Below are 13,282 nucleotides of genomic sequence, written 5' to 3'. Positions count from 1 at the left end.
CGAGTATCGACAGGTCGAGTCGGCCGATGTCGAGCCACAATCCACAGCGCGCGGTCACGAAGCCGGTCCTTCGGCGCCCGGGCATGCCCACGGCCAGGTGAATGCGACTACACAAACTGCCGGGCCGAGTGCGGCCGAGCGAGGCGAGCGTGCGACTCGGTCGCCCGGGCACAGTCCGGCCGACACGGGAGACGCCGTCGACCAGCCGATTTCGGCGAAGCCATGCGAGCACTCGGGTCCGCCACCAGGGCACGATCCAGGCTACTCCGAGGTCGCCGGTCAGCAGCCGAGTGCGCCGGCGCAGGACGAGCATTCAGCTCAGCAACCCGAGAACGCCTACTCCGAGCTCGCCGGTGAGCAGCCGAGTGTGCCGTCGCAGGAAGAGTATTCGGCTCAGCAACCCGAGAACGCCTGTTCGGAGGAGTCCGGTGAGCAGCCGAGTGTGCCGGGGCGAGGCGAGTATTCGGGTCAGTCGATAGGGCGAGGGCCCGCCCACGCGGACGGCGTCGCCGACCACCCGCACCGAGCCGCGGCGTCGGCGTTCGGCACGGTCGACGCCGCCCGGCTCCGCGTCGACGGGCGCACCGTCGGCGAGTTCCGCCCAGGCGACAGCGCCGCCGCCGTCTTCGCCCCCGCGTCGGTGGCCGTGTTCACCTCCCCGCCCGACGGCAGTCCTCGCAATGTCTTCGCGGGCCGGATCGCCGACATCGCCGACCACGGCGGCATCGTCCGCGTTCGCGGTGAGCTGGGAGCGGCCGGAGCATTGCACGCCGACCTCACCCCGGCCGCTGTCGCCCAGCTCGATCTCACCGTGGGAACCACGGTGTATTTCGTGGTCAAAGCCACCGAGGTGCGGGTATACGCCTGTTGAACGCGCCCCGGTGGTGACGACACGAACGGAATCGTTCATGCTCGAAGCACCGGGGCACATCCACCTGGAACGACGGAGGGCATCGGATGCCGCTGGACCTGAACAGTGATCTGGGCGAGGGCTTCGGCCCGTGGCGGATGGGCGATGACGCCGCCATGCTCGACATCGTCACCAGCGCCAACATCGCCTGCGGCTTCCACGCGGGCGACCCGTCCATCATGCGCAGGACCTGTGAACTCGCCGTCGCCAAGGGCGTGCGGATCGGCGCGCACGTCGGCTACCGGGATCTGGTCGGCTTCGGCCGCCGCGACATCGCGATCGCCCCGGCCGACCTGCGCGACGAGGTGCTGTACCAGATCGGCGCCCTGGCGGCCTTCGCCCGCGCGGCGGGCGACCGCGTGCGCTACGTCAAGCCCCATGGCGCGCTCTACCACGCGGCGGCCCGCGATCGACTGCTCGCCGACGCGGTGCTGGCCGCGGTGGCCGAGGCGGAACCGGGGCTGGCTCTGCTCGGCCCGGCCGGAACCGAACTGGAACGGGCCGCGGGCCGGGTGGGTGTGCGCTTCGTCGGCGAGGGTTTCGCCGACCGCGCCTACACCGCCACCGGCGCGTTGGCCCCGCGCGGAGTAGCCGGTGCGGTGCTGGCGCCCGACGACGCCGTGGCGCAGGCCGTAGCCCTTGCGGTGTCGGGGTCCGCGCGTACCGTAGACGGTCCCGGTACGGTCGCCGTGTCCGTGGCCAGTGTGTGCGTCCACGGCGATTCCCCTGCTGCCGTGGAGATGGCCCGTCGCATCCGGCGGGCGCTCGACGAGGCGGGGATACCGGTGGAGCCGTTCGGCTGAGGGTGGGAGGCCAGATGACCGACTGGAGCGCGCGGATCCGTCCCGCGGGTGACCGTGCCGTGCTCATCACCCTCGACGATCCGAGCCCCGTCCAGCGGCTGGCCTCCGCGCTGCGGGTGCACGCCATCGCGGGCGTGCAGGATGTGCTGCCCGCGGCGGAAACGGTGCTGGTCACCATGCATTCGGTCAGCTACGGAACCCAGGTGCGACGCGAGCTGGTCGCCCTGCTGGATCGGCTGGATCTGGAACAGCCACAGGCGGATTCGCCGGATGTTTCCCGTGGAACAGTGCCCGCGGACGACGACGTGGTGGAGATCCCGGTCCGCTACGACGGCGCCGACCTGCCCGAGGTCGCCCGCCTGCTCGACCTGACGACCGCGGAGGTGATCGCCCAGCACACGGGCACCCTCTGGCGGTGCGCCTTCGTCGGCTTCGCGCCCGGCTTCGGCTACCTCACCTCGCCCGACGGCAGGCTCACCGTCCCGCGCCGCGCGCAGGCACGCACCGCCATCCCGCCGGGCGCCGTCGCCCTGGCCGGCGGCTATTCGGCGGTGTATCCGCGGGGCACGCCGGGCGGCTGGCAGCTGATCGGCAGCACGGATCTGCGGATGTGGGCGGTGGACCGCGATCCACCCGCGCTGGTGCGGGCGGGCACGGCGGTACGGTTCGTCGACACGGCGACAGCGGAATAACACCAGGGCTGCTCAACGATGCGCCGCCTCGACAGCGAATCGGGGAGTGATCGCATGCTGATCTTCATCGAGCGGGTGGGGCCGCTCGCGACGGTCCAGGACCTGGGCAGACCGGGCTGGTTCGATTCCGGCGTCGGACAGGCGGGCGCCGCCGATCGCGCCTCGCTGCGGCTGGCCAATCGACTGGTCGGCAACCCGGAGGAGCTGGCCGCGATCGAGGTGCTGCTCGGCGGACTCACCCTGCGCGCCGACGGTCATCTCACGGTCGCTGTCACCGGCGCCGCCACTCCCGCCACCGTCGACGGCACCCCGGTCGGCCATGCGAGCGTCCTCGAACTGGCCGAGGGTCAGGTCCTTCGCCTCGGTTACGCCACCTCCGGCCTGCGCAGCTATGTGGCCGTACGCGGCGGCATCGACGTGCCGATGGTGCTCGGCTCGCGCAGCCGCGACACCATGTCCGGCATCGGTCCCGAACCGCTGCGGGCGGGCAGTCAACTCCCCGTCGGCCCGTCCCCGCGCACCCTGCCGACGGTGGAGTTCGCGCCGGTGCCCGTGCCGCCCGAGCAGCTCACGGTGCGGGCGATGCCGGGTCCGCGCGCCGAATGGTTCGCCGATCCCGCCGAATTGTTCCGTGGTTCCTGGTCGGTCTCCCCCGACACCGACCGGATCGGCGCCCGCCTCGATCGTGCCGAGGGCGCTCCCCTGGTCCGGTCGATCACCCGGGAACTGCCCGCGGAGGGTGTCGCGCTCGGGTCGGTGCAGGTGCCGCCGAGCGGTCAGCCGGTCGTCTTCCTCGCCGATCACCCGATCACCGGCGGCTATCCGGTGATCGCCGTCGTCGTCGACGCGGATGTCGACCGGGTGGCGCAGGCCAGGCCGGGCGAGCGGCTGCGGTTCGTGTCGGTGGAGTGATTCAGCGCAGTCGCGCGTGCATGAGATACACGTTGTAGCTGTCCCACGCTGACATCGTGAAGTACAGGTCGCGCGCGGTCGACCAGGGGTGGATGAATCCGCCGTAGGCGCGCGGATAGTCGGCGGTGGAGACCAGCGGCGCCGCCTCGGTCCAGCGGCCCTGCGGGTGCCCCGCGGTGCGCAGCACGATCTGCCCGGCGGCCGAGTCGAGGTAGACCATCTGCCACTGCTCGCTCTCGGCGTCGAAGCGCACCGACAGTTCGCTGGCCATGCCGAGGACGAGCGGCGTCGCCGAATTCTCCGCCGCGGGCGCCCAGTTGCCGTCGACCCAGTACTGATAGGCCGTCTTGTTGAGCACGTCGTCCTTGCGCACCCTGGCCAGGCCGATCACGCCGATCCGCCCGTTGGGCGTGCCGAACATGTAGACGTAGTCGCCGTGCGGCACCATCGCCGCCACCTGGAACCGGCCGACGCCGAACATGTTCTCCCAGCGGGCGTGCTGATCCTTGGTCCAGGTCTGGCCGCCGTCGTCGGAATAGGCCAGCCCGCCGTAGTTCGTCAGCCACATGCCGGGCACCTTTGACCAGTGGTTCACCGACATGTAGCTCAGGAACTGCCTGCGCCCCAGCGCGAATCCCGAGGTGGGGATGGTGGTGGTCTCCCAGTTCCTGATCTTGCGGCTGCCCAGCAGTTCGGCGGCGTGACACGGGCTGTCCTGCACCATCGAGTCGATGACGATGCCGTCGGCGAGGTTCTTGTCGGTGCTGTAGGCGAGCACGTTGGAGCGCCAGTCGGCCGTGTCGCCGCCCGCGCCGCCGTAGACCCAGCCCGCACCGAAGGTGTCGCCGAAGACCATGGCGACCTTGCCGGGTTCGGTCTCCCAGAACAGGCCGAGGTCGGTGCCGTCGACCTGCCAGCGCATGTCGGTCCGGTTGTTCGACCCGTGCCCGGTGACCTGCTCGACGAGCCGCACCGATTCCACCACCGGCCGCGCCACCGCGGGCCGCAGCGGCCCCGGCTCGACAGGCCGCACCACGGGTTCGGGCGCCTCCTGCGGCGGATCGCCCTCGCCGCCGGGCACCGGGATCGGGATGGGCTCGAATTCGGGCCGGATCTGGATCCGCGGCAGCGCGATCGCCGAACCGGTCGACGTGCCTTCGGGTTCGGTGGATTCCGGTTCCGGCTCCGGCGTGTCCCGCACGTCGGGGCACGGGTTGCGGCACGGGTCCGACGGCAGCGGCGCCTGCGCGACGCGCGTGTTGTCGTGCGGGGGATCCGGAAGCGGCACCGGCGTGAGCTGCGGCACCGGGATCGGGATGTCGATGGTCGGTGGCAGCGCGGGGACCGGCGGCGGGTCCGGCGCGGCCGGGTCGGGTTCCCGCGCGAGCGGGTCGAATCCTGTTTCGCCGCAGATGTTCACGGGCGGCGGCGCCCACGGGAACGGGGTCGCCTGCGCCGGAACGGCGAGCAGCACCGCGAGGAACGCACCGAGTGCTGTCGAGTGCGGTACCAGCGTGGGGCGCATGCTGTGAGAACTTACCGGAATCGGGCGCCGTCACAGTGCATTCGACCAGTCAGAAGGTCCTGATCCGGCGGGCGTTGAGCGCGATGGCGACGATGCCGAGCGCGTACACGCCCGCGCCCGCGAGCACCACGCCCAGCGAGCGGCCGTCGGCGGGAACCACCAGCGCGGCGGCGGCGATCGCCAGCACGAAGGTCATGTTGAACACGGTGTCCTGCAGGGCGAACACCTGGCCGCGCTGGTCGTCGTCGATGTCGATCTGCATGCTGGCGTCGCCGGTGAGCTTGATCGTCTGGCCTGCGAGGCCGAGCCCGAACGCGCCCGCCAGCAGCAGCCGGTGCGCGTTGTCCACGGCCGCGCCGGTGGCCAGCGCGATCGGGGTCACCAGCGTCAGCTGGACGACGACCGCGGTGACGAGCCCGAGCAGGACGGTGCGCGGCCTGCCGAGGCGTGGGATCAGCACCGGCGCGAGAATCGCGGCGAGCAGCATGCCCGCCGCGGCGAACCCGATCGCGACGCCGAATCCCACCAGGCCACCGCTCATGTCGACGCTGGGCTGGCGCAGCACCAGCACCATGATCAGCGTGTTCATCCCGAACACGACGCGGTGCGCGCCGATGCCGATCATCGCCGTGGTCACCTGCGCCGACCGCCACACCGCGACGGCGCCGGTGCGCAGACCGGTGGCGATGGCGTGCACGGTGCTCTCCGAAGTCGCCGAACCACTTTCGGGCCCGAGCACCCCGCGCCGGAATCCGAGGGCGAGCAGCGCGCCGACGATCGATCCGATGCCGCTGAGCGCCACGGCCACAGCCGAGGCCGAGTCCCCCGCACCGAGCAGCGCGATCACCGCGACCGAGGCGGTGGCGCCGACACCCGCACAGACCGAGGCCACGGTCGCGAGGACCGAGTTCATCGGCACCAGCCACCGCTGTTCGAGCACCCGCGGCAGCGCCGCCGACACCCCCGCGAGCACGAACCGGCTGATGCCGACGGTGGCCAGCGCCAGAATCAGCAGCGGTGTCTCGCTGATGCCGGAGAACAGCCCGATCGCGGCAAGCCCGATCAGCACGGCGCGCGCCACACTGGCGGTCAGCAGGACATTGCGCCGATCCCAGCGATCGAGCAGCGCGCCCGCGTAGGGGCCGAGAATCGAATACGGCAGCAGAAGTACCGCGAACCCGGCCGCGATGGCCAGTGGATCGGTCTCTCGCTCGGGATTGAACAGGATGGCGCCCGACAGCGCGGCCTGGAACATTCCGTCACCGAACTGGGCGGCCAGCCGCAGCAGCGCCAGCCTCGGCATCTGCGGATTGCGGCGCACCACGCCGCGGCTCTCGCGGATCAGATGACGCAGCGAGACCGGTGACTCATCCGCCGGTGTGGAGCCGTCTGGGCGATGAGTCGACACCACGCGAGAATAGTGGTGCCAGAATTGGGGCGGCGGTACGGGTGCGAGCAGGAGGAACGTCATGACCATCGAACTCCATCGCGGCGGTGACCGGATGAAGACCCGGATCTCGTGGCTCGATTCCAAACATTCGTTCTCGTTCGGGGAGCACTACGACCCCGACAACACCCATCACGGCCTGCTGCTGGTGAACAACGAGGACGTGGTGCTGCCCGGCGAGGGCTTCGACACCCATCCGCACCGCGACATGGAGATCGTCACCTGGGTGCTCGGCGGCAGCCTGGTGCACCAGGATTCGCTCGGCCACAGCGGTGTCATCTATCCGGGCCTGGCGCAGCGGATGAGCGCGGGCACCGGCATCCTGCACTCGGAGAAGAACGACTCCTGGCGCCTGGACGGCAAGCTGCCCGAGCACGACGAGCCGGTGCACTTCGTCCAGATGTGGGTGGTGCCCGACGAGCCGGGGGTCGATCCGGGCTATCAGCAGCTCGAGATCGACGACGAACTCGCGCGCGGTGACCTGGTGACAGTCGCCTCCGGCCTGCCCCGCTATCGCGATCGCACCGCCATCGCCATCAATTCTTCGCACGCGGCCATGCACGTCGCCCGGATGCCGGCCGACAGCCCCGGCGTCACCCTGCCCGATGCCCCCTACCTGCACGTCTTCGTGGCGCGCGGGGAGATCGACATGGAAGGTCTCGGCACGCTGTCGCAGGGCGATGCCGTGCGCCTGACCCGCTCGGGTGGCCAGCGGCTGCGCCCGCACGGCGATGCCGAGGTGCTGGTGTGGGAGATGCACGCCCGCCTCGGCGGGCAGTAGTCAGGCCGAGCCGTCGCGCTGCAGCAGCGCCGTGCGCGCGTTGGTGCGGGTGGCGGCGACGATCTGGGCGAAATCCGGGCGGTAGTCGCCCTCGGGTTCCTGCATCCAGGTGCGGTAGCCGGTGCGTTCGTCGGCCGGGGAGGGCAGCACGATCTCGCTGCCGGGCAGGGCCACCGAGGCGCACACGCGGAACAGGTCGGCGAACAGCACGGTGTCGAGGTAGGAGTTGTCGGTGGGGCCGGTGAGGAAGGTCCAGCGTCCGGAGCGAGGATGGGCGATGATCGGGCCGCAGCGCAGGCCGCGCCCGGTGAGCAGGCCGCGGACCCGTTCACCGAGGGTCGAGGGCATGACCACGGCACCGACCGCGCCGATTTCGAGCATGATCCTGCCCATCGAGGCGTCGACGATGCCGTAGAGCCCGTTGTGCTTGCGGTAGTGACGACAGCGCGAGAGCGCATCCTGAGTGGCCGAGTATTCCTCGGCCGCGGTATACCCGCCCTTGTCTTCCGTGCGCGACGTGCTCATCACGACCTCGTCTCTGTCGACGCTGACTCGATGTAGCTGTGTGTTCGCTAGATCTACAGCCTAATGCCGCACAACCGCACTGACAATAGTCAATGGCGGGTGTGTCGACGGCGTACCATATTCGCCCATGGCCCCCCTTTCGCCGACCGCGGCGCGCTGGGAACTCGTGCTACGACTGCGTGAACTTCGCGAGCAGCGTGGCTTCGACTCGGCCGGTTTCGCCCGGCGGGTCGGCTTCACCCCCGCCAACTGGTCGCACGTGGAGAAGGGTCGACGGGTGCTCACCCGCACCACCATCGAACCGGTGCTCGATGTGCTCGACGTGAACGCCGAGGAGCGCGCCGAACTGCTCGCGCTGCTGGAGGCGAGCAAGCAGCGCGGCTGGTGGTCCACCGCGGGGACGCTGATCGGTCCGGAGCTGCAACGCCTGTACGGCATGGAGGCGGGTGCCCAGAGCATCCGCAGCTACGACAGCCTGATCGTGCCGGGCCTGCTGCAGACCGAGGCCTACGCGCGTGCCCTGATCAGCGCCGATGTGATGATCCGGCCGGTGCAGGTCGATCAGCTGGTCTCGATCAGGATGCGCAGGCAGCAGCGGCTGCGCGGCCCCGATCCGCTCGAGCTCACCGCGGTGCTCGGCGAGGCGACGCTGCGTCAGCAGACCGGTGGTCCCGAGGTCCTGCGCGGGCAGTTACGTCACCTCGTCGAGCTGATGAGCGAGCTCGACACCGTCGACGTCCGGGTGATCCCGTTCAGTGCGCCCGAGGGTGCTGTTCTCGGTGGTTCCAGCTTCCATCTACTCGACTTCGCAAGCGATCAGCTACCTACCTTCGCGTGGGCGGAGAGCGCGGTGTTCGGCGGTCCGGTCGACGATGCCGAGCAGGTCCGCGATCTGGGCTTCGCGTACGTGCGGGCCAGGGACCGATCGCTGTCCCGTGCTGATTCTCTTGCCCTGATCAGGGAGTATGCGAGCGTGTAGGATTCAAGGTATGTCCACCACCGCTCGTCGCCGCCCGGCCGATCACGGCTGGTTCACCTCGTCGCGTTCGAACAACGGCAATCAATGTGTCGAGGTTCGATTCGACGGCGACATCGTTCAGATACGTGACAGCAAATTCCGTCGCAATCCGATGAACATCGGTTCCGAGGAGCCGATCATCACCGTCGACGCCGAGGTGTGGACCGCCTTCTTACACTGCCTGCTGAGCTCCCGCCGCCACCCCGAACTGGTCGCCCACGTCGCCGTCGACGGGTCGGCGACGCTGCGCCACGAGGACGTGCTGCTCCGCTTCACCGCCGGCGAGTGGGAGGCCTTCGTCGCGGGCGTCCGCGACGACGAATTCGTCTGCGCCTAGTCGGCGAGCCGGCTGAAACGGGGTTGCCGACGGATCGCCGCCTGCACCGATTCACCTGGAAGCGCACCGCTTTCGGGTGAATTGTCCGGGTGTATCCCAGGGTTGTGCCGGATGTGGGCCGGGCCGTTCCGGAAATAGTGTTCGGTGATGACTTCGACATCGTGGCGGTGGCGCGTGGCCGCTCTCGGGGCGGCTGTGCTCGCCGTCGCCGGATGTGCTGGGCCGGAGGGGAATTCCGTCGAGCAGCGGCTGCGCGCAGATGTCGCGGCCATCCACGCGCTCGGGATCAGCGGGGTCCAGGCGCGCGTGATCACACCGGACGGCGAGGCGGTGGCCACGGCGGGCACCGCCGATCGCACCACCGGCGCCCCGGTCTCCGCCGACGGCTACTTCCGGATGGCGAGCACGGTCAAGACCATGGTCGCCACGGTCGTGCTGCAACTCGCCGCCGAGGGCACGCTGTCCATCGACGACCCGGTGGGCCGTTGGCTGCCGGAAACTCTGCGGGACAGCGGGAGCGCCATCACGATCCGCCACCTGCTCCAGCACACCAGCGGCCTGCGCGACGACCTCCCCGGCTACACCACCCCGGCGGAATACCTCGAGCAGCGCTACGACCAGCACGGCACCGAGCAGCTGGTGGCCCGCACCCTGACGAACGCGCCCGCCTCCGCACCCGGTGCGGCCTGGGCGTATTCGAACACCGGCTACCTGCTGCTCGACCTGATCATCGAACGAGCCACCGGCAGGCCCGGTCATCAGGCGATCGACGAGCGCGTCGTCGGCCCGCTCGGCCTCGACGACACCCGCTGGACGGGCACCTCGCCGACACTGCCGGCGCCGCACGCGCGGTCCTACGAGTTCTTCGGCCCCGACGCCGAGATCGATGTCACCGAGCAGGTCCCGTTGGGCCACGCGCTGTCGTGGGTGACGACCACCAGGGACCAGAACGACTTCTTCCGCGCGCTGCTCGACGGCCGTCTGCTCGCACCGGCGGAACTGGCCGAGATGAAGCGGGGCGTCCCGGTGAGCCCGGACCTCGAGCCCATGTGGCCGGGCGGCCGCTACGGGCTCGGTCTGCTCGAACGTCCGCTGAGCTGCGGCGGAGGTTACTGGAGCCATGAGGGCGGGGACGGTGGGTACATCACCCTCAACGGCGTCACCAGCGACGGCGCCCGCAGCGCGGTGGTGTCGATGTCCGAGGCGCTCGGCGACACCCCGGAGCACATTCTCGAACAGGAGCGAACGGCGGCGGCCCTGATCGACCATGCGCTGTGCCCCGGCGGCTCGTGACGGCTCACCGGCCCCACCGGCTGGCGCGAATTCTGCATACTGGAGCGCGTGACTTCCGATCTGAGCGCTCCCTCCGGTATCGACCTGTCCTTCCGTGATCAGGATGTGCGGGTGCAGGACGATCTGTTCGCGCACGTCAACGGTCAGTGGCTGGCCGAGTACGAGATCCCGGCCGACCGCGCGGTCGACGGCGCCTTCCGCACGCTCTACGACCAGGCCGAGCTCGACGTGCAGGCGATCATCACCGAGAGCGCGGCGGGCACCTCCGACGACGCCGACGCCCGCAAGATCGGCGATCTGTATTCCAGCTTCATGGACACCGACGCGGTGGCCGCGGCCGGGTTCACGCCGATCGCCGGCGAGCTGCGCGAGATCGCCGAGGTGGCCGATCAGAGCGCGTTCGCCGCCCTGCTCGGCCGCCTGCAGCGCACCGGTGTGCGCGGCGCGCTCGGCTACTACGTCGACACCGACGACAAAGACTCCACCCGCTATCTGGTGCACGCCACCCAGTCCGGCATCGGTCTGCCCGACGAGTCGTACTACCGGTCCGACGAGTTCGCCGAGATCCGCACCGCCTACCAGGCGCACATCGCGAAGATGTTCACCATCGCCGCCGCCGACCCGGCCCTGGCCGGCTTGCTCCCCGCCGACCCCGAGGACGCCGCCCGCCGGGTGTTCGAGCTGGAGCGCACCCTCGCCGCTGGCCACTGGGACGTGGTGCGTCGCCGCGACGCCGAGAAGAGCTACAACCTCGTCACCCTCGCCGATCTCGCCGCGCGCAACCCCGAATTCGACTGGGCCGCCTGGGTCGAGGCCGTCTCCGCCGGTGTCGACCGGGCGGGCGCCGAGCTGTTCGCCGAGCTGGTGGTCCGCCAGCCCGACTACGTGCGCGCCTTCGCGCAGGCGTGGGCCGCTGTGCCGTACACGGATTGGCAGGACTGGGCCCGCTGGCAGGTGCTGCACGCCAGGGCCGCCTTCCTCACCGACGAGATCGTCGAGGAGAACTTCGACTTCTACGGGCGCACTCTCACCGGCGCGCAGGAGAACCGGGAACGGTGGAAGCGCGGCGTCTCGCTGGTGCAGGACCTGCTCGGCGAGGCCGTCGGCAAACTGTATGTGGCCAAGCACTTCCCGCCGCAGGCCAAGGCGCGGATGGTGGAGCTGGTCGCGAATCTGCAGGAGGCCTACCGGCGCAACATCGCCGAGCTCGAGTGGATGGGCCAGGACACCAGGGCGGCCGCGCTGACCAAGCTGGCGAAGTTCACCCCCAAGATCGGCTACCCCGACACCTGGCGCGACTACTCCGCGGTCGAGATCGACCGGGCCGACCTGGTGGGCAACTACCGCCGCGGCTACGCCGCCGATCACGACCGCGACCTGGGCAAGCTGGGTGGCGAGGTGGACCGGGGCGAATGGTTCATGACTCCGCAGACCGTGAACGCCTACTACAACCCGGGCATGAACGAGATCGTCTTCCCCGCCGCGATCCTGCAGCCGCCGTTCTTCGACATGAACGCCGACGACGCCGCCAACTACGGCGGCATCGGCGCCGTGATCGGCCACGAGATCGGCCACGGTTTCGACGACCAGGGCGCCAAGTACGACGGCGACGGCAACATGAAGGACTGGTGGACCGACGACGACCGCGCCGAGTTCGCCAAGCGCACCAAGGCGCTGATCGATCAGTACAGCGTGCTCTCCCCCGCCGACCTGGCCGACGAGCACAAGGTCAACGGCGAGTTCACCATCGGCGAGAACATCGGCGACCTGGGCGGTCTCTCGATCGCCCTGGCCGCGTACAAGATCTCCCTCGACGGCGCCGAACCACCGGTGATCGACGGCCTCACCGGCCTGCAGCGCGTGTTCTACGGCTGGGCCCAGGTGTGGCGCACCAAGGCGCGCCCCGAGGAGGCGATCCGCCGCCTCGCCGTCGACCCGCACTCCCCGCCGGAGTTCCGCTGCAACGCCGTCGTTCGCAACATCGACAGCTTCTACGAAGCCTTCGACGTGACCTCCGACGACAAGCTCTACCTGGCCCCCGAGGAGCGCGTGACGATCTGGTAGACGCCGCGGGTGCGATGATGGAAACCGAATTGATCGGTGCTCGCAAGGCCTGACCGGTACGGTTGCTCGAGCGGCCGGACGCGATGGAGTTGTGATGTCTTGTGAGCTGGTGGCCGATGATGTCTTCGTCATCGGTGGCACCCACGTCAACATGTACCTCTTGCGCGACGGCCGGGATCTCACCTTGATCGATGCGGGTTGGTACGGCGACGCGGCGACGATCGAGAAGGCGATCCGCGGCATCGGCCATCGGCCCGAGGACATCGCCGCGATCCTGCTGACTCACGCGCATCTCGACCACGTCGGTGCCATGAACCACCTGCACAGCCACTACGGCATTCCCGCCTACACCAGCGCAATCGAGGTGGCCCACGCCCGCGGCGAGTGCCACGAGTCCGCGACTCCACTCGACGTGATCAAGCGTCTCACCGACCGCGACACCATCGCCTGGGCCGCCCGCATCACCGCCGCGGGCGGCCTCCGCAAGAACATCGTTCCCCACATCCAGCCCTTCCCCACCGAAGGCCCCCTGGACCTCCCCGGCCACCCCGTCCCGCTCCCCTGCCCCGGCCACACCTCAGGCCACTCGGCCTTCCATCTCCCGGAGGCAGGAGCCATTGCCACCGGCGATGCCCTGGTCACCGCCCACCCCACCTCGAAAATCCAAGGTCCCCAACCCCTTCCGAACTTCTTCAACCACGACACCCCGGCCACCCTCGCCGGCTACACCACCCTCGAGTCCGTCCCCGCCGACAACGTCCTGCCCGGCCACGGTCCGGTCTGGCGCGACGGCATCGCCGCGGCGGTGGCACTTGCCAGGGAAAACGCCCGGCACCAACGCGATTGAGCTGGGTTTCTGTCAACACCCGGCGCGACTTGCCAAAGCTGCCGACAGCCCGGGTCGCGGGCGGTTCGCATTCCGGTGCTGGGTGACACCGTCCCGCTTATATTGATTGACCCGCTCGGGTTCCGAGA

At 69.8% G+C, this 13,282-nt stretch carries 13 protein-coding genes; 10 read left to right on the top strand and 3 right to left on the bottom strand.

Annotated features, from left to right (window positions below; genetic code table 11):
• Window positions 1–97: 97 nt before the first annotated feature.
• From DFR69_RS13890 to DFR69_RS13875, 4 genes are all read left to right on the top strand, one after another.
• The gene (locus DFR69_RS13890) at window positions 98–871 is read left to right on the top strand and encodes a TOBE domain-containing protein (protein ID WP_244198273.1); all 774 of its coding nucleotides are present in this window, start codon (window positions 98–100) and stop codon (window positions 869–871) included.
• 86 nt (window positions 872–957) lie between these two features.
• Window positions 958–1,713, top strand: coding sequence for a LamB/YcsF family protein (locus DFR69_RS13885; protein WP_110037927.1), 756 nt, complete (start codon window positions 958–960; stop codon window positions 1,711–1,713).
• A gap of 14 nt (window positions 1,714–1,727) precedes the next feature.
• Window positions 1,728–2,405 (top strand): 5-oxoprolinase subunit B family protein, encoded by a 678-nt coding sequence (locus DFR69_RS13880; protein WP_110037926.1) that lies wholly within the window; start codon window positions 1,728–1,730, stop codon window positions 2,403–2,405.
• Between the two features lie 54 nt (window positions 2,406–2,459).
• Window positions 2,460–3,317, top strand: coding sequence for a 5-oxoprolinase subunit C family protein (locus tag DFR69_RS13875; protein ID WP_110037925.1), 858 nt, complete (start codon window positions 2,460–2,462; stop codon window positions 3,315–3,317).
• A 1-nt stretch (window position 3,318) separates the two neighbouring features.
• On the opposite strand, the gene DFR69_RS13870 is transcribed toward DFR69_RS13875, so the two are convergent.
• Together DFR69_RS13870 and DFR69_RS13865 are read right to left on the bottom strand one after the other, a co-directional pair.
• Window positions 3,319–4,842, bottom strand: coding sequence for a DUF4185 domain-containing protein (locus tag DFR69_RS13870; RefSeq protein WP_110037924.1), 1,524 nt, complete (start codon window positions 4,840–4,842; stop codon window positions 3,319–3,321).
• Between the two features lie 49 nt (window positions 4,843–4,891).
• Window positions 4,892–6,145 (bottom strand): MFS transporter, encoded by a 1,254-nt coding sequence (locus tag DFR69_RS13865; protein WP_244198272.1) that lies wholly within the window; start codon window positions 6,143–6,145, stop codon window positions 4,892–4,894.
• Window positions 6,146–6,311: 166 nt separating this feature from the next.
• Between DFR69_RS13865 and DFR69_RS13860 the strand changes: the two genes are divergently transcribed.
• Window positions 6,312–7,070, top strand: coding sequence for a pirin family protein (locus DFR69_RS13860; protein WP_110037923.1), 759 nt, complete (start codon window positions 6,312–6,314; stop codon window positions 7,068–7,070).
• Here the strand turns inward: DFR69_RS13860 and DFR69_RS13855 are convergent, their stop codons facing one another.
• Window positions 7,071–7,595 (bottom strand): hypothetical protein, encoded by a 525-nt coding sequence (locus DFR69_RS13855; RefSeq protein ID WP_110037922.1) that lies wholly within the window; start codon window positions 7,593–7,595, stop codon window positions 7,071–7,073.
• A 127-nt stretch (window positions 7,596–7,722) separates the two neighbouring features.
• Between DFR69_RS13855 and DFR69_RS13850 the strand changes: the two genes are divergently transcribed.
• From DFR69_RS13850 to DFR69_RS13830, 5 genes are all read left to right on the top strand, one after another.
• On the top strand, window positions 7,723–8,574 hold the full coding sequence (locus DFR69_RS13850; protein WP_110037921.1) for a helix-turn-helix domain-containing protein: 852 nt from the start codon (window positions 7,723–7,725) through the stop codon (window positions 8,572–8,574).
• Between the two features lie 10 nt (window positions 8,575–8,584).
• Complete coding sequence (locus DFR69_RS13845) at window positions 8,585–8,950, top strand: DUF397 domain-containing protein (protein ID WP_110037920.1); 366 nt, start codon at window positions 8,585–8,587, stop codon at window positions 8,948–8,950.
• Window positions 8,951–9,097: 147 nt separating this feature from the next.
• Window positions 9,098–10,243 (top strand): serine hydrolase domain-containing protein, encoded by a 1,146-nt coding sequence (locus DFR69_RS13840; protein ID WP_110037919.1) that lies wholly within the window; start codon window positions 9,098–9,100, stop codon window positions 10,241–10,243.
• A gap of 48 nt (window positions 10,244–10,291) precedes the next feature.
• Window positions 10,292–12,307 (top strand): M13 family metallopeptidase, encoded by a 2,016-nt coding sequence (locus tag DFR69_RS13835; RefSeq protein ID WP_110037918.1) that lies wholly within the window; start codon window positions 10,292–10,294, stop codon window positions 12,305–12,307.
• Between the two features lie 94 nt (window positions 12,308–12,401).
• Window positions 12,402–13,154 (top strand): MBL fold metallo-hydrolase, encoded by a 753-nt coding sequence (locus DFR69_RS13830; RefSeq protein ID WP_186817404.1) that lies wholly within the window; start codon window positions 12,402–12,404, stop codon window positions 13,152–13,154.
• The last annotated feature ends 128 nt before the right edge of the window (window positions 13,155–13,282 follow it).

This window comes from Nocardia neocaledoniensis (assembly GCF_003182135.1).
GTDB lineage: Bacteria > Actinomycetota > Actinomycetes > Mycobacteriales > Mycobacteriaceae > Nocardia > Nocardia neocaledoniensis.
The sequence above is the reverse complement of the archived record's forward strand: the minus strand, read 5'-3'. Positions and strand labels throughout refer to the sequence as shown.